Below are 19,940 nucleotides of genomic sequence, written 5' to 3'. Positions count from 1 at the left end.
ATCATCGACACCATGAGCGCGCGACTCGTCCTCGGCCTCGGCGGCACCGTCGACTACGAGATCCGGTGGGATGCCGCGGTCATCAGCGCCCTCGCGCGCCGGCACGGTGTGCGGCGGGCCGAGCTGACGACCACGGCCCCCATCGACGACGAGCGCGCGCTCATCGTCGCGATCCTCGCCCTCTTCGAGCGCGGCGTCGGGGGAGAGCGGTTCGCCGCCTCCTCCGACATCCTCGAGCGCTTCGCGGCGCGGTTCGAGACGTCCGTGACGCTCGGCGGCACGGGGGTGCGGGCGGGGATCGCGCTGGCGAACCTCGGCATCCCCAGCACCCAGCACCTGGTGAGCATCGACGACAACGTGCGTCGTCTCATGCCGCCGATCATCGACTGGGTGTGCTCGGCGACGGCCGACACCCTCGACCCGCACCTGATCGTGCAGTATCCGGAGGGCGCGACCGTCGCGCTCGCCGACGGCGAGGTCGTGGCGCCCTCCGCGAACCGCGTCATCGTGGCCAACGACCGTCCGAACCGGGAGATGGCGATCTCCGCGCAGCTGGGCGATCGCCTGCGCACCGCGGACGCCTTCCTCGTGTCGGGCTTCAACACGATGCAGGACGCGGCGCTCCTGGCGTCGCGCCTCGACGACCTCTGGGCCGCGATGCGGCAGCTTCCGTGGGGAGCGCTCGTCTATTACGAGGATGCCGGGTTCTACCGTCGCGACTTCGCCGCGATCGCCCGAGACCGCCTCCTCCCGCGCATCGACGTGTACGGCATGAACGAGGACGAGCTGCAGGAGTACGTCGGCCGCGAGGTCGACCTGCGCGACGGGGCGGACGTGGCGGCCGCCCTCGACGAGGCGCATGGCCTCATCCCGGTGCCGGCGCTCGTGGTCCACACCCGCTTCTGGTCGATCGCCGTCGGACCCGACGCGCCCCGCCATCGCGCCGCCCTCGAGGCGGCCGTGCGGGTCTCGGCCACGCGGTACCGGCTCGGCGACGTCTTCGACGCGGCCGACCTCGAGGTCACGTCGCGCCTGCCGCGGCATCCGGACGGCGTCGGCGTCGTCGCGGCCGTCGGCGCCCACCGCCCGGATGCCGCGGGCGTGGCGGCCGTCGTCGCCGACACCCCGACCCCCACCACCATCGGGCTGGGCGACAGCTTCGTCGGCGGCTTCCTGTCCGTGACCCGCGCGGCCGTCGACGCCGCGACCGCGCACTGAGGGCGACCGCGATGCCGATCCGTCTGTCCGCGAACCGTCCCGCCGCACGCTTCTATCGCGGCGGTGAACGCATCGCGCTCTTCCGCGGGGCGCCGCGGCCGGCCGGACGCGCGGCGGAGGAACGCGAGCCGGAGGACTGGATCGCCTCGACGACGACCGTCGCGGGCGAGACCCGCACGGGGCTGACCGTGCTCCCGGACGGCGTGCTGCTGCGCGATGCGGTGGCGGCCGACCCGGTGCACTGGCTGGGCGCCGCGCACGCGCACCGGTGGGGGAGCGACACGCGGCTGCTCGTGAAGCTCCTCGACGCGGGCCAGCGCCTGCCCGTGCACGCCCATCCCGACGACGCCTTCGCCGCGGCGCACCTGGGCCGGGCCCACGGCAAGGCCGAGGCCTGGTACATCCTCTCCGAGGGGACCGTGCACCTGGGACTGCGCGAAGACGTCGAGCCGGCGCGGCTGGCCGCGCTCGTCGCGCGCCAGGACACCGACGCGCTGCTCGGGCTGCTGCACCGCACCGCGGTGCGTCCGGGCGATGTGGTGTGGGTGCCGCCCGGTGAGCTGCACGCGATCGGCGCGGGCGTCCTCCTGCTCGAACTGCAGCAGCCCGAGGACCTGTCGATCCTGCTGGAGTGGCGCGGGTTCGCGCTGGACGGCGCCGTCGACGGCCACGTCGGCATCGGGTTCGACCGGGCGCTGACCGCCGTCACCCACCGCGCCCGCAGCTCCGCCGAGATGGCCCGTCTCGTCCACCCGGCACCCGCCGAGACCGACGGGTCGGTGTTCCCCGCCGCGGCCGATCCCTTCTTCCGGCTGGAGCGCCACGCGCTCGACGGCGAGCGGGCGCTGGCCGCGGGCTTCGCCGTCGCCGTCGTGAGTATGGGAGAGCTGCGGCTCGGCGGCCAGGAGGCGCCGGCGGGCACGACCTGGCTGATCGCCGCGGCCGAGGGCGCCGTCACGGCGAGCGGACGCGGCGAGATCCTCGTCGCCCGGCCGCCCGCTCCCTAGTCGAGGGGGCCGCCGATGCCTCCGGGCGTCAGGAGAGGCGGGAGTGGTCGCCGAGGCGGTGCCACGTGCGGTTGTGGTACACCAGCGCGTCGCCGTGGTCGCCGACGGCGACATCGCGCTCGAGCTGCGACTGCAGGGCGTGGGCGGCGAAGACGGTGGAGCCTCCGGCATCCATCCGCTCGATGACGGCGCAGCGCACCCACGCGCGGACGTCGTGGTACACCGGCTCGCCGGTGACCAGGCGCGACCAGGGGCGCGAGCCGTCGAAGCGGTCGACGCCGCTCGTCGCGCCCAGACGCGCGAGGTCGAGGTCGTTCGCGTCGAGGAGGTGGACCACGACCGTCTCGGCGGCGGCGAGGACGGCCGCCGACGACGACTGCGACGACACCGAGAAGATCAGCAGCGGCGGCTCGGCGCTCACGCTCGACACGCTGGTCGCGGTGAGGGCGACCGGCCCGTCACCGGCGTCGGCGGTGATCACGGCGACTCCGCCCGGGTGGCCCCGGAAGAGCGCCTTGAACTCGTCCGCCGACAGCGACGAGGCGAAACCCGCGGCGGCGAGATCCGCGCCTCGGCCGTCGCGGGCGTCGGTGGGCTCGGGAGCCGCGAACGGTGCGTCGATCGGTGCGGGGGGCGACGAGGTCATACATCCACGGTAAGCGCCCGGACGGGGGTGGGCTCCGCTGCGCGCAACACGGCGACATGTCGCGCGTCGCGGCCGGGCCTTCAGGAGGCGGCGGAGAGCGCGCGGTCGAGGTCCGCGAGGAGATCGGATGCCGTCTCGATGCCGATCGAGAGCCGGATGAGACCGTCGCCGATGCCCAGACGCGCCCGCTCCTCGGGCGAGAACGAGACGTGCGTCGTCGTGGCCGGGTGCAGCGCCATCGAGCGGACGTCGCCGATGTTCGTCATCCGGCTGATGAGGCGGAGACGGTCGAAGAACCGCTCGGCGGCGGGCCGACCGCCGCGCACCGTGAAGGCGAACACGGAGCCGGCGTGACCGCCGAAGCGCTCCTGGGCGATGCGATGGTACGGACTCGACGCCAGGCCCGCGAAGTCGACGCTCTCCACCGCGGGGTGGGCGTCGAGCCAGCGCGCGACGACCGCGGCGTTCTCGAGATGCTTCGCCATCCGCAGCGACAGCGTCTCGATGCCCTGCTGCAGCAGGAAGGAGTTGACCGGCGACAGTGCCGCACCGAGGTCGTTGACGATGCCGAAGCGCAGGTACGCCTCCAGCGCTCGCTCGCCGTGGCTGTCGACGAGCGACGGGCGGCCGGGGGCGATCGGCGCGGTGAGGCCCGGGTAGGCGCGCGACGAGCCCGCCCAGTCGAACCGTCCGCCGTCGACGATGACCCCCGACAGTGCGGCGCCGTGCCCGGTGAGGAACTTCGTCGAGGAGTGCACGACGACATCGGCGCCGTGCTCGAGCGGGCGGATGAGGTAGGGCGTCGCGACGGTGTTGTCGACGATGAGCGGGATCGTGTGGCGCCGGGCGATGCGGGCGACGGCGGCGACGTCCACGAGGTCGTTCTTCGGGTTGGGGATCGTCTCGACGAAGATCGCCTTCGTCTGCGGCGTGATCAGACGCTCCCACTCGGCCTCGTCGGCCGGGTCGCGCACGTAGTCGGTCGTCACTCCCAGCCGCGCGAAGGTGCGGTCGAAGAGGATGCGGGTGCCGCTGTAGATGCTCGCGGTCGACACCAGCCGCTCACCGGCGCCCGCGAGCCCCAGCAGCAGCGCGGTGATCGCCGCCTGACCGGAGCCCACCACGATCGCCCCGGTGCCGCCCTCCAGCGATGCGATGCGCCGCTCGGCGACCTCGTGGGTCGGGTTGAGGTTGCGCGAGTACAGCTGGCCCGCCTCCGCACCCGTGAAGCGGTCCTCCGCCTGCGCGAACGAGTCGAAGCGGTAGGCCGCCGTCAGATAGATCGGGGTGATGCGCGCACCGTGGTTGCGCTCGTCGACCTCGCCGGCGTGCACCTGGCGGGTGTCGAAGCCGTAGTCGTCGGTGTCGTCGTGCGTGCTCACCAGCACAGAGTAGGGCGGGCGCGACGAATGTGACGGATCGGGCGTAACACTTCGCGGCATCCCCTCGCCGTGGGTTAGCATCCTGACGTGGCCCTGACCTGTCGTTGTTGTCGCTGAGCGCTCCGCGCTCCCTTCGACGAACCCGACAGCCCGCCGCCCTCTCGCGCGCTCTGCGCACGCGGCACCACCCTCAGGACACCCCTCATGCGTTTCGCCTCGCACATCGCCGACGTCGTCGGCAACACCCCGCTCGTCCGTCTGAACGCCGTCGCCGCCGAGGTGCAGGCGACGGTGCTCGCGAAGGTCGAGTACCTCAACCCGGGCGGCTCCGCCAAGGACCGCATCGCCCGCAACATCGTCGACGCGGCCGAGCGCGACGGGCTGCTCCGCCCCGGCGGCACGATCGTCGAGCCCACCAGCGGCAACACCGGCGTCGGTCTCGCCCTCGTCGCGCTCCAGCGCGGGTACCGGATGATCTTCGTCGTCCCCGACAAGTTCACGGGGGAGAAGACCGCGGTGCTGCGGGCCTACGGGGCGGAGGTCGTGGAGGTGCCCACGAACGTCCCGCCGGAGCATCCCGACTCGTACTACAGCGTCTCCGACCGGCTCGCCCGCGAGATCCCCGGCGCGTTCAAGCCCAACCAGTTCGCCAACCCGAACGGTCCGCGCGCCCACTACGAGACGACGGGCCCGGAGATCTGGCGCGACACCGACGGGCGCGTCACCCACCTCGTCGCCGGAATCGGCACCGGAGGCACGATCAGCGGCACCGGCCGCTTCCTCAAGGAGGTGACGGCGGGCGAGATCGTCGTCGTCGGCGCCGACCCCGAGGGCTCGATCTACTCCGGCGGACCGATCCACGGCTACGCCGTCGAGGGTGTGGGCGAGGACTTCTACCCCGACACCTTCGACGCGTCCGTCGTCGACCGCTACGAGCGGGTCTCGGATGCCGAGAGCTTCGCCATGACCCGCCGGCTCGCCCGCGAGGAAGGCCTGCTCGTCGGGGGCTCGTCGGGCATGGCGGTCGTCGCGGCCCTGCGCACCGCGCGGGGGCTTCCCGCCGATGCCGTCGTGGTGGTCGTGCTGCCCGACCACGGCCGGGGCTACCTCACCAAGCTCTACGACGACGCGTGGCTCGCGGCCCGCGGCATCCCTCTCGACACCCTCACCGAAGGAGCATCCGCATGACCACCGACGCCGCCCGCCGTTTCGCCAGCCTCGCCGTCCACGCCGGGCAGGACCCCGACGAGAGCACCGGGGCGGTCATCCCGCCCGTGCACTTCTCCACGACGTTCGCCCAGGACGGGATCGGCGGTCTCCGCCAGGGCTACGAGTACGGGCGCAGCGGCAACCCGACGCGCACCGCCCTGCAGACCCAGCTCGCCGCGATCGAGGGCGGCGCCCACGCGTTCTCGTTCGCGTCGGGGCTCGCCGCCGAGGACGCGCTGCTGCGGGCCGTGCTCGTCCCGGGCGACGAGGTGCTGCTCGGCAACGACGTCTACGGCGGCACCTACCGGCTGCTCGCGCGGGTGCTGGGCCCGTGGGGTGTGCGGCTGCGCCTGGTCGACATGAGCGACGAGGACGCCGTCCGTGCGGCCGTAGCCGAGCGGGCCCCGCGCCTGCTGTGGGTCGAGACGCCGTCGAACCCGCTGCTGCGGATCACCGACATCGCGACGCTCGCGCGGATCGGTCACGACGCCGGCGCGCTCGTCGTCGTCGACAACACCTTCGCGACCCCCGCGCTCCAGCAGCCGTTGGCGCTCGGTGCCGATGTGGTCGTGCACTCGACGACCAAGTACCTCGGCGGCCACTCGGATGTCGTCGGCGGCGCGCTCGTGCTCGCCGAGACCCACCGCGACGACGCCCTCGCGGCCGAGATCGGCTTCCTGCAGTTCGCCGTCGGGGCCGTCTCCGGTCCGCTCGACGCCTGGCTCACCACCCGGGGCATCAAGACGCTCGCGGTGCGGATGGAGCGCCACAGCCGCAACGCGGCGGCGGTCGCGGCCTTCCTCTCGGAGAGCGACCGGGTCGCCCGCGTGTACTACCCCGGGCTGGCCGACCACCCCGGCCACGCGATCGCGGCGCGGCAGATGAGCGGCTTCGGGGGCATCGTCTCGGTGGCCCTCGAATCGGGCGAGGCGGCGCGCCGCTTCGCGGAGTCGACGCGGCTCTTCCAGCTCGCGGAGTCGCTGGGCGGCGTCGAGTCGCTCGTGAACTACCCCGACGCCATGACGCACGCGTCGGTGCGCGGCACCGAGGCCGCGGTGCCGGTGGAGGTCGTGCGGCTGTCGGTGGGCATCGAGGACGAGGCCGACCTGCTGGCGGACCTCGACCGCGCCCTGCGGGCATGATGGAGGCATGAGCGAGAGAGCACGCTGGGCGGTCCTGGGCGCCGGTGTCATCACGGGCGACTTCCTGGCGGCGCTGCCGCACGCGGCGCACGGCGTGCTCCACGCGGTCGGCGCGCGCGACGGCATCCGGGCGCGGGAGTTCGCCGACCGGTTCGGCGCGCCCGTCGCGGGCACGTACGACGAGGTGCTGGCACGGGGCGACGTGGATGCCGTCTACATCGGCACCGTGCACACCACCCACGCCGAGCTCGCGCACGCCGCGCTCGACGCGGGCAAGGCGGTGCTGTGCGAGAAGCCCCTGGGGGTGACGGCCGCCGAGACCGACGCCGTGCTCGCGCACGCGGCCCGGGTGGGGCTGCCGGTGGTGGAGGCGTTCAAGTATCGCTTCGGTCCGTTCCCCGAGCGGCTGCGTGCGCTCGTCTCCGCGGGGACGCTGGGCGGGCTCGTCTCGGTGGACTCGACCCTCGGCTTCGCCGCCGACGCGCACGACGGGCGCCTGTTCGATCCCGCGACGGCGGGCGGGGCGATCCTCGATGTCGGGTGCTACCCGGCATCCCTCGTCGTGGGCCTCGCCGCGTGGGCGGGGATCGACGCCGAACCGGTGATCGTCGCAGCCGACGGCGTGGTCGGCGCCGTCGACGAGCAGGCGCGCGCGACGATCGCGTTCGGCGCGTTCGAGGCGCGCATCGCCACCGCGATCACCGCCGACCTGCCGCGGCGGGCCGTGATCCGCGGCACCGCCGGCGAGCTGGAGATCGAGAACGTGTGGGGCAGCCGCGTCGTCTCGACCGCCGAGGCGGTGCTGCGCCGCTCCGACGGGACGGTCGAGCCGATCCGCACCGCCGCCGTCAGCCCGATGGCCGCCGAGGCGGACGCAACCGTGCGGGCGCTTCGCGAGGGGCGCACCGAGGTGCCCGAGATGCCGTGGTCGCAGACCCGCACGACGGCGCGCCTGCTCGAGGACTGGCGCGCCGCACTGGACTGAGCCCGTTCGCAGAATCGGAGATCAGCAACGGACTCGGATGCGGGGGCGCTCGCCATCCGCATCCGTTGCTCGTCTCCGCATCCGATGCGGCGCTCAGACGGCGTGGATCGCCCCGGACGGCGATCCGTGCAGCTGGCCGTGGAGTCGTTCCATGCGGGCGTCGAGGAGGGATGCCGACTCGGCGGCCTCCTTCAGCTCCACGAGCAGCCCGTCGGGCACCGCCCCGGCGTACTTGTAGTAGATCTTGTGCTCCAGGCTCGCCCAGAAGTCCATCGCGATCGTGCGGAACTGCACCTCCACGGCGACGTCGACGCGGCCCGACGAGAGGAAGACCGGCACCTCCACGATGACGTGCAGGCTCTTGTACCCGTTCGTCTTGGGCTGGGCGATGTAGTCCTTGACCTCGCGCACCGTGATGTCGTCCTGCTGGGTGAGCAGGTCGAAGAGGCGATAGGCGTCCTTCGTGAAGCTCGTCGTCACCCGGATGCCGGCGATGTCGGTGATCGCGGCGCGGATCGCGTCGAAGCTGGGCTCGACGCCCTTGCGGGTGATCTTGTCGACCAGGCTGTCGGCGCTCTTTACGCGGCTGGAGACGTGCTCGATCGGGTTGTAATCGTGCATGAGCAGGAACTCGTCGCGGAGGATCCCGAGCTTGGTCTCGACCTCGCGGAGCCCGAACTGGTACTCCAGCAGGAAGCGCTGGAACTCGTCCCGCATCATCCGCAGCTGCGCGGCGGAGAACGTCGCGATCCCCTCGTCGGTCGACACGGACAGGCCCGGCGCACTCGCTTCCATGCCTCCGACCGTAGCGAGCGCTCCTCGGCGGATGCTGTGGGCTTCGGAGGACCCGGCCGCGCCGGCGGGGGACAATGGAGGGATGCCGTCGCCCACCCCGCCCGCCCGCTTCGGCGATCGTGTGCGCGCGGAGGCGGCGCACGTCGGGCGGAGCCTGGCGACGTTCGGCCCCGCGCGCGGGCGCCGCTGGCCGTTGGCCGTGCAGGCGGGGCTCGCGATGGCCGTGCCGATCGTGGTGCTCGCGGCATCCGGTCACGCCGAGCTCGCCCTGCTGTCGGCGACCGGCGCGTTCGCGGTCATCTACGGCGGGTGGCTGCGACCGCGGGAGCGCGCCCGGGTGGCGCCGCTGCTCGCGCTCGCCCTGTGGGTGTGCGCGGCGGCCGGCACGCTCGCGGCCGGCGGCGGCGTGCTCGCGGTGCTCGGCGGAGTGCTCGTCACCACGGTGGTCACCGCGGCGCTGGCGGGCGCGGTCTCGCTGGGCCCTCCCGGACCGGTGTTCTTCGTGCTGGTGTTCGGGCTGTCGGCCCAGGTGACCGCCGTCCGCGGCGGTGCGCGGGTCGTCGATCCGTGGATCTACCTCGCGATCGTCGCCGCGTCGGGGGCCTTCGCGTGCCTCGTGGTGGCGGCGCCCCTGCTCCTGCCGCGCTATCGACGGGAACGCCCGCGACCGCTGGGCGTCCTGTTCCCGCCGCGCTGGTCGGCCGTCGCCCGCATGCTCACGCTGCGCGCCGTCGTCGTGGGCGTCGTGGGCGTGGCGGCCGCCGCGGTCGTCGACCCGGCGCGCTCGTACTGGATCGTGTGCGCCGGCCTCGCCGTGGTCGGACTGCCGGTGGGACGGCGGGATGCCACGACGCGCGGCATCCACCGCACCGTGGGCACGGTCGTCGGCGGCGCGCTCTACCTCGCCCTCGCCTTCCTGCCGCTGCCCGTGTGGGCGCTCGGCCTGCTGCTGGGCGTGCTGCAGGTCGCCATCGAGATGGTCGTGGTGCGCCACTACGCGCTCGCGCTGGTGTTCATCACCCCGCTCGTGCTGCTGCTCATCGGCGCGGCGACGGGCACGGTCGAGACGCTCCCGCTCGCTCTCGAGAGGATCGTCGACACGCTGGTGGGCGCGGCCGTCGGCACGTTCGCGGCGATCGCGGTGCGGGGGCGGTCGCCGGAGTGACGCCCGCGCCGGCCATGTGGTTTCCGCGTATGCATATACTGAGAAAGCACATCGGGCGGTCGGGGGAGCGGGGGAGCGGATGTCGGTACGGCAGAGCCTGTTGGCGATCCTCGATCAGGGCCCCTGCTACGGGTACCAGTTGCGCGCCGAGTTCACGCGTCGCACCGGGGCGGCCTCGCTGAACGTCGGCCAGATCTACAACACGCTGGAACGACTCGAACGCGACGGGCTCGTCTCCAAGGACGAGGTCGACGCCGAGGGGCACGTCTACTGGCGCATCACGGATGCCGGTTCCGCTGCCGTCCGCGACTGGTTCGACACCCCCGTGGAGCGGGTGGAGGGCGCCCGAGACGAGCTGACGCTGAAACTCGCGCTGGCCGCGACCCTGCCCGGCGTCGACGTGCTCCCGCTGGTGCGCGCGCAGCGCGCGGCGTCGCAGGGGCGGCTCGACGAGCTGACGGCGCGCTATGTCGCCGTGGAGGTCGGCGACCCGGCATCCGTGGTCGCGGCGTTGCCCCTGTCGGCGACGCTCTTCGCGGCCGAGAGCGAGGTGCGCTGGCTCGCCCACGTCGAGGACCGGCTCTCGGGCCCGTCCTTCGTGCCGCTCGCACAGGAGCTCTCGTCCGACCGGCCCAAGCGCGGACGGCCGGCGAAGACCGCCGTCACCGCCTCGTGATCTGCGGCCCTCAGCGCTCGTCGCGCCAGGAGTGGCGCGGCGTCCAGCCGAGCAGGCGCTGCGCCTTCGCCGTCGAGAACAGCGACGCGTTGACGCCGAGCTCGCCGCGCACCTCGACGTCGGGGAAGACCTCCGCGACGAGCTCCGCGTTGGGGCGGCTCATGACGGTGTCGCCGGCGGCGATGAGGAAGTGGTCGAACCCGGCGGGGGCGACCTCGAGGGCGCGGGCGATGACGGCGGCGCCGTCGCGGGCGTCGATGTAGCTCCACAGGTTCCACTTGCGTCGGGCGGCATCCGCGTCGAACGACGGGAACTCGGCGTAGTCGGCGGGGACCATGACGTTCGAGAAGCGCAGCGCCGTGATCGACACCTCGGGGTGCCAGCGCACGAGCTCCTTCTCCAGGGTCTCCTCGAGGTGCTTGACCAGCGAGTAGACCGACTCGGGGCGGGCGGCGTAGGCCTCGTCGACGGGGATGTAGGGCGGCGGCACGTCGAACGGAAGGCCCTGCACCGTCTCGCTCGACGCCGTCACGATCCGGGTGATGCCGAGGCGGATCGCCGCCCACAGCACGTTGAACGTGGCGGCGATGTTGTTGTGGAAGGTGGCGACGTCCGACCGGATGCCGGGCGCCGGGATCGCCGCCAGGTGCACGACCGCGTCGAGGCCGTCGTGCTGGTCGTTCACGCCCTGGAGGGCGTCGACGGTCTGGCCGTAGTCGGTGAGGTCGACCTGCACGAAGCCGGCGACGCGCGTGCCGACGACGTCGAGCCCGACGACATCGTGGCCCGCCTCCCGGAGCTCGTTGACGACGACGGTTCCCAGCTTTCCGGATGCTCCGGTCACGGCGATACGCATGGGCCCGAGCCTAGCGGCGGGCGAAGGTGCGCAGGCGGGCGGCGCCGACCAGGCCCAGCAGCAGGAAGGCCGACGCCACCAGCAGCGACCAGCGCGTCGCGTCGGCGAATCCCGCCGAGAGCGCCTGCACGGCGGCATCCGTCTGCGCGCCGAGCATGCTGGAGGTGCCCTGCGCGCGCAGCTGCGAGATGAGCGTGCCGGCCGAGGTGCGCGTCGCATCGGCGAGCTCGGTGGCCGCGGTGCCGGTGATCCCGGCATCCGACAGCGCGCCGGGCAGGGTCACGGCGAGCGAGATCGACAGGGCGGCGCCGGCGAACGCCGTGCCCAGCGCCGTGCCGATCTGACGCACGGTCGACTGGGTGGCCGAGCCCTGGCCGCTGATCTCCACGGGGACGTCGCGCAGCACGGTGCCGGTCAGCTGCGCCGAGGCGAGGCCGAGTCCGAGGCCGTAGACGACCAGCGGCAGGGCGATGAGCCAGCCCGGGGTGGTGGCGCTCGCGAGGGCGGCGAGGACGAGGACGCCGACCACCTCCAGCCCGAGGCCGATCAGCACCGTGCCGGGGGAGCCGAAGCGCGCCGCGAGGTGGCGGGCCGCCGCGCCCGAGGCGAAGGCGCCGAACGCCATGGCGGCCAGCACGAGACCGGTCTGCATGATCGACAGGCCGAGTGCGGCCGTGAGGTACAGCGGCAGCACGAAGATGATCGCGAACTCGCCGACCGCGACCATGGCCGCGGTCACGTTGCCCCAGGAGAAGGTGCGCAGGGAGAACAGGTGCAGATCGAGCAGGGCGTCGCGCTGCACCCGCTCGCGGTGCCGCTCCCAGAACACGAAGAGGGTCAGCGCGACGGCCGCGACCGCCAGGCAGATCGGCACGACCGAGATCGGCGCGGACGCCGGCCAGGTCCACGAGCCGAGGGTGAGGTCGGCTTTCGGCGTCCACCACCCGAGGTCGGGTCCCTCGATCACGGCGAACACGAGCGCGCCGAAACCGATCGCCGACAGGAGGGCCCCGTCGACGTCGGCGCCGCGGCGGAAGCCGGAGCCGCGCGTCTCGGGCACCGCCCACACGGCGAGTGCGAGGATGAGGGCCCCGAGCGGCAGGTTCACCAGGAACACCCACTGCCAGGAGGCGTACTGCGTGAGGGCGCCGCCGACGAGCGGGCCGATCGCGGCGGCGCCGGAGATCACGGCGCCCCAGACCCCGAAGGCGGCGGCGCGGTGCCGGCCGCGGAAGACGGCGTTCACCGTCGACAGGGTCGCGGGCATGATGAACGCGGCACCCACGGCCTGCACCGCTCGGGCCCCGATGAGGGCGCCCCCGGTGGCGGATGCCGCGGCCCACACGCTGCCGCCCACGAAGACGACGATGCCGACGAGGAACAGGAGCTTGCGTCCGAAGCGGTCGGCGAGCTTGCCGGTCGACAGCAGGAGTGCGGCCAGCAGCACGGCGTACAGGCTCGACACCCATTGCGCGTCGGTGAGGTCGAGGTGCAGATCCCGGATGATGTCGGGCAGGGCCACACCGACGATGGTGCCGTCGAGCACGATCATCCCGAGGCCGGCCGCGAGCACCGCAAGCCCCATCCATTCCCGCCGGGAGGGGGCCGGTTCCTTCACACCTTCAGTCATACTGAAAGTATGCACCCGGGGTCGGCGTGCGTCCAGTCGCGACCGCCGTCTGTTATCGATAACCATCGAAACGGTCGTCGAAAACGTTGCCGAGCGCCAGTGGTAGCGGTAACATCACGAATGTTCCATCTGAAACGGGATGTCGGGGGCAGTGTCGCTCACCCGAGCGCACCCGTCTCCGCACGGACCGGACGACTCCCCGGACGGGGTCCGGTCGATCGTGCATGCCGGCACGTTCGACCGCGCACGTTCACGTGCACCCGCCGTCCGAGGAGTCGTCGGAGTGTTCCTGACTGTGCAGGGGCGGCGATGCCGCCTCGGTCCGGAACGGCGAAAGTGTACACCTCGCACCGCGTGGTCGCGCTGAACGCCAGGCTCCTGCGATGGGCGCACCGCAGTCACAGATCAAAGGAGTCATCGACGTGAGTCAACCCACGAAACCGCCCGCCGCCGAGCATCGGCCGATGATGCGGCGGGCCGGCGCGCTCGCCGGTATCGGAGCCCTCGTGCTCTCCGCCCTCGCGGCGGCCCCCGCCGCCGCGGCGGCGACGCCGGTGCCCGCCGTCAACGTCTTCGCCGCGGCCACGGAGAGTCCCGCCGTGCCGGGCAACCTCCTGCCCGACGGTCGCTTCGTCGAGGGCTTCACCGGCTGGACCACCGTCCAGGGCGGCACGCTCGCACTGAGCGACGACGCCGCCAGCGGCGCGCACGCGCTGAAGGTCACGGGTCGCACCGCGACGCAGTCCGGTCCCTTCGCCAGCGTGACGGGAAAGCTGCAGCCGGGGGCCTCCTATCGCCTCACGGGCAAGATCAAGTACACCGACGGCCCCGCCACGCAGCGGTTCAACTTCACGTTCTGCCCGTCGAACTTCAACGGCTGCGACGACCGGGGACAGACCTTCACGAAGGGCGAATGGGGCACGTACACGGCCGACTTCGTCGCCGAGGCGAAGCACGCCGACATGGCCTGGCTGTTCGTCGAGACGCCCTGGGGCTCTGCCGCCCTGCAGGACTTCCTCCTCGACGACGTGTCGTTGGTGAAGACGGCCGACGCCCCCGCAGGGCCGGCGTTCACCTCGCTGGAGAAGGTGCAGACCAAGCCCGTCGGCGACCACAACCCGATCGTCGGGCAGAAGTTCGGCGCCGACCCGCACCACCTCGTCTACAACGGTCGCCTCTACATCTACTCGACCAATGACACCCAGCAGTACGAGGCGAACAGCAAGGACGCCAACGGTCTGCCCACCCAGTCCAACGGCTACGGCGCCATCACGACGCTGAACGTCATGTCGACGACCGACATGGTCAACTGGGTCGACCACGGCGCCGTTCCCATCGCCGGGGCCGGATCGGCCGCTCCCTGGTCGCGCAACTCCTGGGCGCCCGCGGCGATCGAGAAGGACGGCAAGGTCTACCTGTACTTCTGCGACAACGGCACGGGCACCGCGGTGGTCGTGGGCGGCTCGCCGCTCGGCCCGTGGACCGACCCGCTCGGCAAGAAGATCATCCCCGACACGGTGTCGCGCGACTACATCAACAGCGGCGGCTTCCCCGCCGGCATGTGGCTGTTCGACCCGGAGATCTTCATCGACGACGACGGCCAGGCCTACCTGTACTTCGGCGGCAACTCGCAGATCGGATCGGGCAGCAACGTCCAGGGGCCCCAGAACCCCAAGTCGACCCGCGTCGTGAAGCTGAAGGATGACATGGTCACCCTCGACGGCGACCCCGTCGAGATCGACGGCCCCGGCATGTTCGAGGCCTCGTCGATGTTCAAGCGCGACGGCAAGTACTACTACTCGTACTCGTCGAACTTCCAGGTCAACGAGGTTGCGGGCCAGTACCCGTCGCGCGGCGGCATCGCCTACATGATGACCGACGACCCGATGGACCTGCCGTCCGCGAAGTACGCGGGCGTGGCCTTCCAGAACCAGAGCGCGTTCTTCGGGGCGGGCAACGGCGGCAACAACCACTCCGACATGTTCACCTACAAGGGCGAGACCTACTTCACCTACCACGCGCAGACGCGCGGGGCGGCGTGGGCGCAGGCGCTCGGCACGCCCGGCCAGACGCAGGGCTACCGTTCGGTGCACATCGACAAGCTCGACTTCAACGCCGACGGGACGATCAAGCCGATCGTCGGCACGCGTCAGGGTGTCGCGCAGATCGAGGACTTCGACCCGTACCGCGCGTTCGAGGCCGAGACGCTCGCGTGGCAGCTCGGTGTGAAGACGGTGCCGACGACGGAGGCATCGGTGGAGTTCCCCGAGCACAACGGCAGCGGCAACATGGCGCTGTCGAGCCTCGACGACGGTGACTTCGCGGCGCTGTCGCAGGTCGCCTTCGGCGACGGTGCGAAGTCGGTCTCCGCGCGGGTGAAGCCGCTCGTGGAGGGCGCGTCGATCCAGGTGCGTCTCGACAACGTCGACGGACCGGTCGTCGCGGAGATCCCCGTGACCGGCACCGCCGGCGAGTGGACCACCGTGTCGGCCGCCGTCACCGGTGCCGAGGGGACGCACGACGTGTTCTTCGTGTTCGCGCAGCCCGAGGGTGCCGAGGTCGAGGACGGCCTGTTCGAGGTCGACAGCTGGGAGTTCGCCCCCGTGTCCGACGAGCCCGGACAGACGGACCCCTCGATCGCGCTGAGCGCGACCGAGGTGCGCGCCGGTGAGGCGCTCACCGTGACCGGCAGCGACTTCGCGGTGGACCGCGTCGAGGTCGGCATCGCCAGCACGTACCGCGCGCTGGCGCAGGCGGATGTCGTCGACGGCGCCTTCTCGGCACAGGTCACCGTTCCGTCCGACCTCGAGCCGGGATCCCACACCATCCAGGTGCGGGTCGACGGCGAGGTCGTGGCCTCGGCCGCCATCACCGTGCTCGCCGCGGCGGGGACCGACCCCGGCACCGGGTCGGGCACGCCGACGCCGACACCGACGGCGACGACGGCGGGCGGGTCCACCCTGCCCGCGACGGGCGGCACCCCCGACGGTCTCGTCGCGGGCGTCCTCGTGGGACTGCTGCTCATGGCCGCCGGTGGTGCGGTCGTGCTGCGGAGGCGTCGCCTGAACTGATCGACGGTCGGATCGCTCGATCGCGGGCGGATGCCGGGCCTCCGGCATCCGCCCGTGTGCGTGTCGGGCGTAACGTCGGAGCCATGACATCCCCGACGCCCCTCGTCGACGCGAGCGCCCTCGCCGTCGAGCTGTCCTCGCCGACGCCGCCCGTCCTCCTCGACATCCGCTACCGGCTCGATGCTCCCGACGGCAGCGCCGCCTACGCGGCCGGCCACCTCCCGGGAGCCGTGTACGTCAGCCTCGACGACGAGCTCGCCGCCCACGGCGATCCGGGGGAGGGGCGCCATCCGCTCCCGTCCGCGGCCGCGTTCCAGCGCGCCGTGCGACGGTGGGGCATCGATGACGGCGACGAGGTCGTCGTCTACGACGACTGGAACTCCTTTGCCGCGGCGCGCGCCTGGTGGATGCTGACGGACGCCGGGATCGCCGCGCGTGTGCTCGACGGCGGCCTCGGCGCCTGGACGCGCTCCGGCGGCGCCCTCCAGGCCGGCGTCGTGACGCGCCCGGCCGGCACGGCGACCGTGCGCCCGGGGCGACGCCGACGGCTCGACATCGACGACGCGGCCGCCCTCGCCCGCGACGGCGTGCTGCTCGACGCGCGCGCCCCCGAACGGTATCGCGGCGACATCGAGCCCCTCGATCCCGCCGCCGGGCACATCCCGGGGGCGCGCAACGCGCCGACGACCGCGAACCTCGACCCCGACGGGCGCTTCCGTCCGGCCGAGGCGCTGCGCGCGGCATACGCCGATCTCGACGGCCTGCCGGTGGGGGTCTACTGCGGCTCGGGGGTGACCGCGGCGCACGCCGTGCTGGCGCTACGGGTCGCCGGCCACGACGCGGCGCTGTATCCCGGGTCGTGGAGCCAGTGGTCGAATACCCCCGGCCGGCCGGTCGCGATCGGCGACCGGCCCTGACACTACGATGTTGACGATGCCACTGTCACCTGCACACCTGTCTGCGACGTCCGTCCCCGCCTCGGGCACCGACGTCACCCTCCGTTCCGGATCGTACGAAGCGCACATCGCCAGTGTCGGCGCGTCGCTGCGCGCCCTCACCCTGGACGGGCGTGACCTCGTCGTCCCCTTCGCCGCCGACGAGGTGCGTCCGGCCTACCGCGGCGCCACCCTCGCTCCGTGGCCCAACCGCGTGGTCGACGGGGTGTACACCTTCGCGGGGCACACGCACCGGCTCGCGCTGAGCGATCCCGGCCGCCCCAACGCCCTGCACGGCCTCGCGGTGTGGCTCGACTTCGACGTCGTGGCGCAGAGCGAGGACGAGGTGACGCTCGCCACCGAGATCGTGCCGCAGGCCGGCTACCCGTGGCGGTTGCACGTCGAGACCACCTACCGCCTCTCCGCCGACGGCCTCACGCAGACCGTCGCCGCGACGAACCGGAGCGCGGATGCCGCGCCGTTCGGCACCGGCCCGCACCCCTATCTCGTCGCGGGCCCCGCACGGCTCGACGAGTGGACGCTCGACCTGCCCGCCGGCCAGGTGCTGGAGGTCACCGACGCGCAGCTCGCGCCGATCGGGCTGGCCGACGTCACGGGGTCGCCGCGGTTCGACTGGCGTGCGGAGCGCACGCTCGGCGACGTGGAGATCGACCACGCCTTCACCGGTCTGCAGCGCACCGACGGCGCCGCGGTCGTGCGCCTGACCGACCCGTCGGGCACCGGGGTCGAGATGGTCTGGGACGCGGCGTGCCCGTGGGTGCAGATCCACACCGCCGATCTCCCGCCGCTCGCCGACGGCAGCGCGCCCGCGGGGCACCGGGCCGGACTCGCGGTCGAGCCCATGACGTGCGCGCCGGATGCCTTCAACGCCGAGCGCTACGACTACGACGCCGGACTCGTCGTCATCGAGCCGGGCGCCACCGCCGCGGCGTCGTGGCGGATCGCCGGGTTCGCGCGCTGACACCGCAACGACGAGGGGCCCCGGAGAACTCCGGGGCCCCTCGTCGTGCGGCGGGTCTCACGCGTCTCCGCGGAGCTCTTCCTTCACTTCGTTGCGCTTGTGCACCGAGTCGCGCTCGGCCTCGGCCTTCTTGACCTCGGCATCCGCCTTGACCTCGTCGATCTTGTCCTCGACGCGGTCGACGGTGTCTTCGAAGCCTTCCTTGAGCTTGCGGCCGGCCGTCTCCGCGGCGCTCTTCGCGTCGTCGATGAATCCCATGATGTGACTCCCCTCGTCCAGCTCGTACAGTGTCCGTTCCACGGTAGGCGCCCCGGCGGGGCCGCCACGAGGGGCTTGTCCGGCCCTCCGACACGTGCTATCGGTCAGGTCACGGACGCTGGCCGCCGCCGCCCATGCCGCCCTGACCGCCGCCGGGGCCCATCTCCGAGGACGTCTGCTCGCCGGCCACCGCCGAGCCCACCGTCGTGCCGCCGGAGCTGCCGCCGCTGGTGAGCCCGCCCAGCAGCGCGGTGCCCGCGGTGCCGCCGGAGGTGAGGGTGTAGGTCTGGCCGTTGACGAGGGCGGCGTCGGAGTAGACGAGGCTCTGCGTCTGCTTCGTGGTCGTGAAGGTCGCGAGCACCGTTCCCGACGAGTCCACCACCGACAGGACCGTGCCGGCCGCAATGGTCCCGCTCGTCGTGAACTGCACGGAGGCCTGCGCCGAGTCGGCGGACGGTGCCATCGCCATGCCCGACGAGCCGGCGGCGAGGAAGACGCCGCCCGAGATCGTCATGCCGTTGTCGACGTCGAGCGCGCCGTTGTCGTTCGCGGTCGGGCCGTTCACCACGACCGTGCCGCCCGACATCGTCAGCGTGCCGGAGTTGACGTCCAGGCCGTCGCCCTGCGCGTCCACCAGGAGCGTCCCGCCGGTGATCACGAGGGTCTGCGCCCCTCCGCCGGCATCCGGCTCGGAGACGTTGAGGCCGTCGTCGCTCGAGGTCACGGACGTGTCGCCGCCCGAGACCGTGATCTGCGCCGCCTCGAATCCCTCGTACGCCCGGGCGACCGTGGTCGTTCCCGCCGAGACGACGAGCTGCAGGTCGGCGTGCACGCCGTCGTCGCCCGAGGAGAGGGTGACGGCCGCGCCGCCGAGGTGCGCGTAGGCGTTCGTGTTGACCGCGTCGTCGGCGGCATCCACCTGCACCGTCCCGCCCTCGAGCACGGCGATGACGCCCGCGGAGATGCCCTTCGCGCCGCCGTCGGCGTCGCCGCCGGAGCCGCCGCCCGCCGCGATCGACAGGGTGCCGCCGGTGGTGACGACGTCGGTGGCGGCGTCGATGCCGTCGTCGCCGCTCGTGATCGTCGTGGTGCCGTCGGCGAGGTAGACGTAGCCGCGTGCGGCGTCCTCCGTGTTGTCGCTCTTCAAGCCGTCGCCGCCGGCGGACACCGTGATGGCCCCGCCGCGGACGACGACGTAGTCCTTGCCGCGGATGCCGTCGTCGACGGCCGTCACCGCGACGGTGCCCGACTGGATCACCAGGCCGTCCGTCGAGGCGATGCCGTCGTTGCCGTTGCCGGTCACGGTCAGCGAGCCGGTGCCCGTGATCGTGAGGTCGGCGGCGCTGTACAGGGCCGCGTTGTGGGCCCCGTCGGCGTAGCTCGACGCGTCGGAGAGGCTGTTCGTCGTGCCGTCCGCGAGGATCACGACCGCCTCGTCGGCCGCCTGCACGTCGATCGCGGCACCCGCCGTCGTGGCGATCTGGGCCCCGTCGAGCACGAGGCGCACCTGTCCGTCGACGGTCGAGTCGACGACGATCTGGCCGCTGTACGAGCCGGAGAGCACGTACGTCCCGGGAGCGGTGATCTGCACGGTCGCCCCGCTGACGGCGGCACCCTCCCCGGAGACGGTCGCGGATGATCCGGACAGGGTGATCGTGGTCGCCGTCGCCGCGTCGTACGCGTCGTCGTCGGCCTTGTCGTGGGTCTCCTGGTTGCCGGCGAGCACGTCGGCGGCCGTCTGGGTGGCATCGGTGGCGCCGGTGATCGCGCTGGAGAGCGTGGACGCCGTCTCCACGGTGGAGGCGGACGCGGTGGCGCTGGGCGTCGGCGAGGACGTCGCCGTGGCGGCGCATCCTGCCAGCACGAGGCTGACCGCCAGTGCGGGGGCGGCGAGCAGCCAGAGCCGGCCGCGAGGGGTGCGGGGCGTGCGGGCGGTGGGTGTGTCGTTCATGATGTCGTCCTTTCGACGGGGGAGTGGAGGAG

At 72.6% G+C, this 19,940-nt stretch carries 17 protein-coding genes; 10 read left to right on the top strand and 7 right to left on the bottom strand.

What is annotated here, in order from left to right:
- The first annotated feature begins 12 nt into the window (after window positions 1-12).
- Together AC6CQV_RS11770 and AC6CQV_RS11765 are read left to right on the top strand one after the other, a co-directional pair.
- A complete protein-coding gene (locus tag AC6CQV_RS11770) occupies window positions 13-1,218 on the top strand; it encodes an ADP-dependent glucokinase/phosphofructokinase (RefSeq protein ID WP_498259563.1) in 1,206 nt (401 codons plus the stop codon).
- Between the two features lie 11 nt (window positions 1,219-1,229).
- Entirely contained in the window at window positions 1,230-2,225 is a 996-nt protein-coding gene (locus tag AC6CQV_RS11765) for a class I mannose-6-phosphate isomerase (protein WP_498259562.1), read from the top strand.
- Between the two features lie 28 nt (window positions 2,226-2,253).
- On the opposite strand, the gene AC6CQV_RS11760 is transcribed toward AC6CQV_RS11765, so the two are convergent.
- Both AC6CQV_RS11760 and AC6CQV_RS11755 read right to left on the bottom strand, forming a co-directional pair.
- Window positions 2,254-2,871 (bottom strand): flavin reductase family protein, encoded by a 618-nt coding sequence (locus AC6CQV_RS11760; protein ID WP_060959022.1) that lies wholly within the window; start codon window positions 2,869-2,871, stop codon window positions 2,254-2,256.
- Between the two features lie 80 nt (window positions 2,872-2,951).
- Window positions 2,952-4,253 (bottom strand): O-acetylhomoserine aminocarboxypropyltransferase/cysteine synthase family protein, encoded by a 1,302-nt coding sequence (locus tag AC6CQV_RS11755; protein WP_498259561.1) that lies wholly within the window; start codon window positions 4,251-4,253, stop codon window positions 2,952-2,954.
- Window positions 4,254-4,457: 204 nt separating this feature from the next.
- Here AC6CQV_RS11755 and AC6CQV_RS11750 point away from each other — a divergent pair, with 204 nt between their 5' ends.
- From AC6CQV_RS11750 to AC6CQV_RS11740, 3 genes are read left to right on the top strand one after another with little or no spacing between them, the layout of a single operon-like run.
- Window positions 4,458-5,441 carry a PLP-dependent cysteine synthase family protein gene (locus AC6CQV_RS11750; protein WP_498259560.1) on the top strand — a complete coding sequence of 328 codons (984 nt, stop codon included), beginning with the start codon at window positions 4,458-4,460 and terminating at the stop codon, window positions 5,439-5,441.
- Window positions 5,438-6,604, top strand: a complete 1,167-nt coding sequence (locus AC6CQV_RS11745; protein WP_498259559.1) for a cystathionine gamma-synthase — start codon at window positions 5,438-5,440, stop codon at window positions 6,602-6,604. Before AC6CQV_RS11750 ends, AC6CQV_RS11745 begins: the two co-directional genes overlap by 4 nt.
- A gap of 7 nt (window positions 6,605-6,611) precedes the next feature.
- Complete coding sequence (locus AC6CQV_RS11740; protein WP_498259558.1) at window positions 6,612-7,589, top strand: Gfo/Idh/MocA family protein; 978 nt, start codon at window positions 6,612-6,614, stop codon at window positions 7,587-7,589.
- A 93-nt stretch (window positions 7,590-7,682) separates the two neighbouring features.
- On the opposite strand, the gene AC6CQV_RS11735 is transcribed toward AC6CQV_RS11740, so the two are convergent.
- Complete coding sequence (locus AC6CQV_RS11735) at window positions 7,683-8,384, bottom strand: GTP pyrophosphokinase (protein ID WP_060959027.1); 702 nt, start codon at window positions 8,382-8,384, stop codon at window positions 7,683-7,685.
- An 82-nt stretch (window positions 8,385-8,466) separates the two neighbouring features.
- On the opposite strand from AC6CQV_RS11735, the gene AC6CQV_RS11730 reads away from it, so the two are divergent.
- Both AC6CQV_RS11730 and AC6CQV_RS11725 read left to right on the top strand, forming a co-directional pair.
- Complete coding sequence (locus AC6CQV_RS11730) at window positions 8,467-9,549, top strand: FUSC family protein (protein ID WP_498259557.1); 1,083 nt, start codon at window positions 8,467-8,469, stop codon at window positions 9,547-9,549.
- 79 nt (window positions 9,550-9,628) lie between these two features.
- Window positions 9,629-10,225, top strand: coding sequence for a PadR family transcriptional regulator (locus AC6CQV_RS11725; RefSeq protein ID WP_101305547.1), 597 nt, complete (start codon window positions 9,629-9,631; stop codon window positions 10,223-10,225).
- A gap of 10 nt (window positions 10,226-10,235) precedes the next feature.
- On the opposite strand, the gene AC6CQV_RS11720 is transcribed toward AC6CQV_RS11725, so the two are convergent.
- Window positions 10,236-11,081: an NAD-dependent epimerase/dehydratase family protein gene (locus AC6CQV_RS11720; RefSeq protein WP_498259556.1), complete on the bottom strand. Its 846-nt coding sequence runs from the start codon at window positions 11,079-11,081 to the stop codon at window positions 10,236-10,238.
- A gap of 10 nt (window positions 11,082-11,091) precedes the next feature.
- Window positions 11,092-12,711: an MFS transporter gene (locus AC6CQV_RS11715; RefSeq protein WP_498259555.1), complete on the bottom strand. Its 1,620-nt coding sequence runs from the start codon at window positions 12,709-12,711 to the stop codon at window positions 11,092-11,094.
- Window positions 12,712-13,133: 422 nt separating this feature from the next.
- Here AC6CQV_RS11715 and AC6CQV_RS11710 point away from each other — a divergent pair, with 422 nt between their 5' ends.
- From AC6CQV_RS11710 to AC6CQV_RS11700, 3 genes are all read left to right on the top strand, one after another.
- On the top strand, window positions 13,134-15,782 hold the full coding sequence (locus AC6CQV_RS11710) for a family 43 glycosylhydrolase (RefSeq protein WP_498259554.1): 2,649 nt from the start codon (window positions 13,134-13,136) through the stop codon (window positions 15,780-15,782).
- A gap of 83 nt (window positions 15,783-15,865) precedes the next feature.
- Entirely contained in the window at window positions 15,866-16,699 is an 834-nt protein-coding gene (locus AC6CQV_RS11705; protein ID WP_498259553.1) for a sulfurtransferase, read from the top strand.
- Window positions 16,700-16,715: 16 nt separating this feature from the next.
- The gene (locus tag AC6CQV_RS11700) at window positions 16,716-17,699 is read left to right on the top strand and encodes an aldose 1-epimerase family protein (RefSeq protein ID WP_498259552.1); all 984 of its coding nucleotides are present in this window, start codon (window positions 16,716-16,718) and stop codon (window positions 17,697-17,699) included.
- Between the two features lie 57 nt (window positions 17,700-17,756).
- Here AC6CQV_RS11700 and AC6CQV_RS11695 read toward each other — a convergent pair whose 3' ends face one another.
- The gene (locus AC6CQV_RS11695) at window positions 17,757-17,999 is read right to left on the bottom strand and encodes a hypothetical protein (protein ID WP_223848834.1); all 243 of its coding nucleotides are present in this window, start codon (window positions 17,997-17,999) and stop codon (window positions 17,757-17,759) included.
- Window positions 18,000-18,066: 67 nt separating this feature from the next.
- Complete coding sequence (locus tag AC6CQV_RS11690; protein ID WP_498259551.1) at window positions 18,067-19,908, bottom strand: carbohydrate-binding domain-containing protein; 1,842 nt, start codon at window positions 19,906-19,908, stop codon at window positions 18,067-18,069.
- Between the last annotated feature and the right edge of the window lie 32 nt (window positions 19,909-19,940).

It is taken from the genome of Microbacterium sp. EG9, from assembly GCF_059759475.1.
The sequence above is the reverse complement of the archived record's forward strand: the minus strand, read 5'-3'. Positions and strand labels throughout refer to the sequence as shown.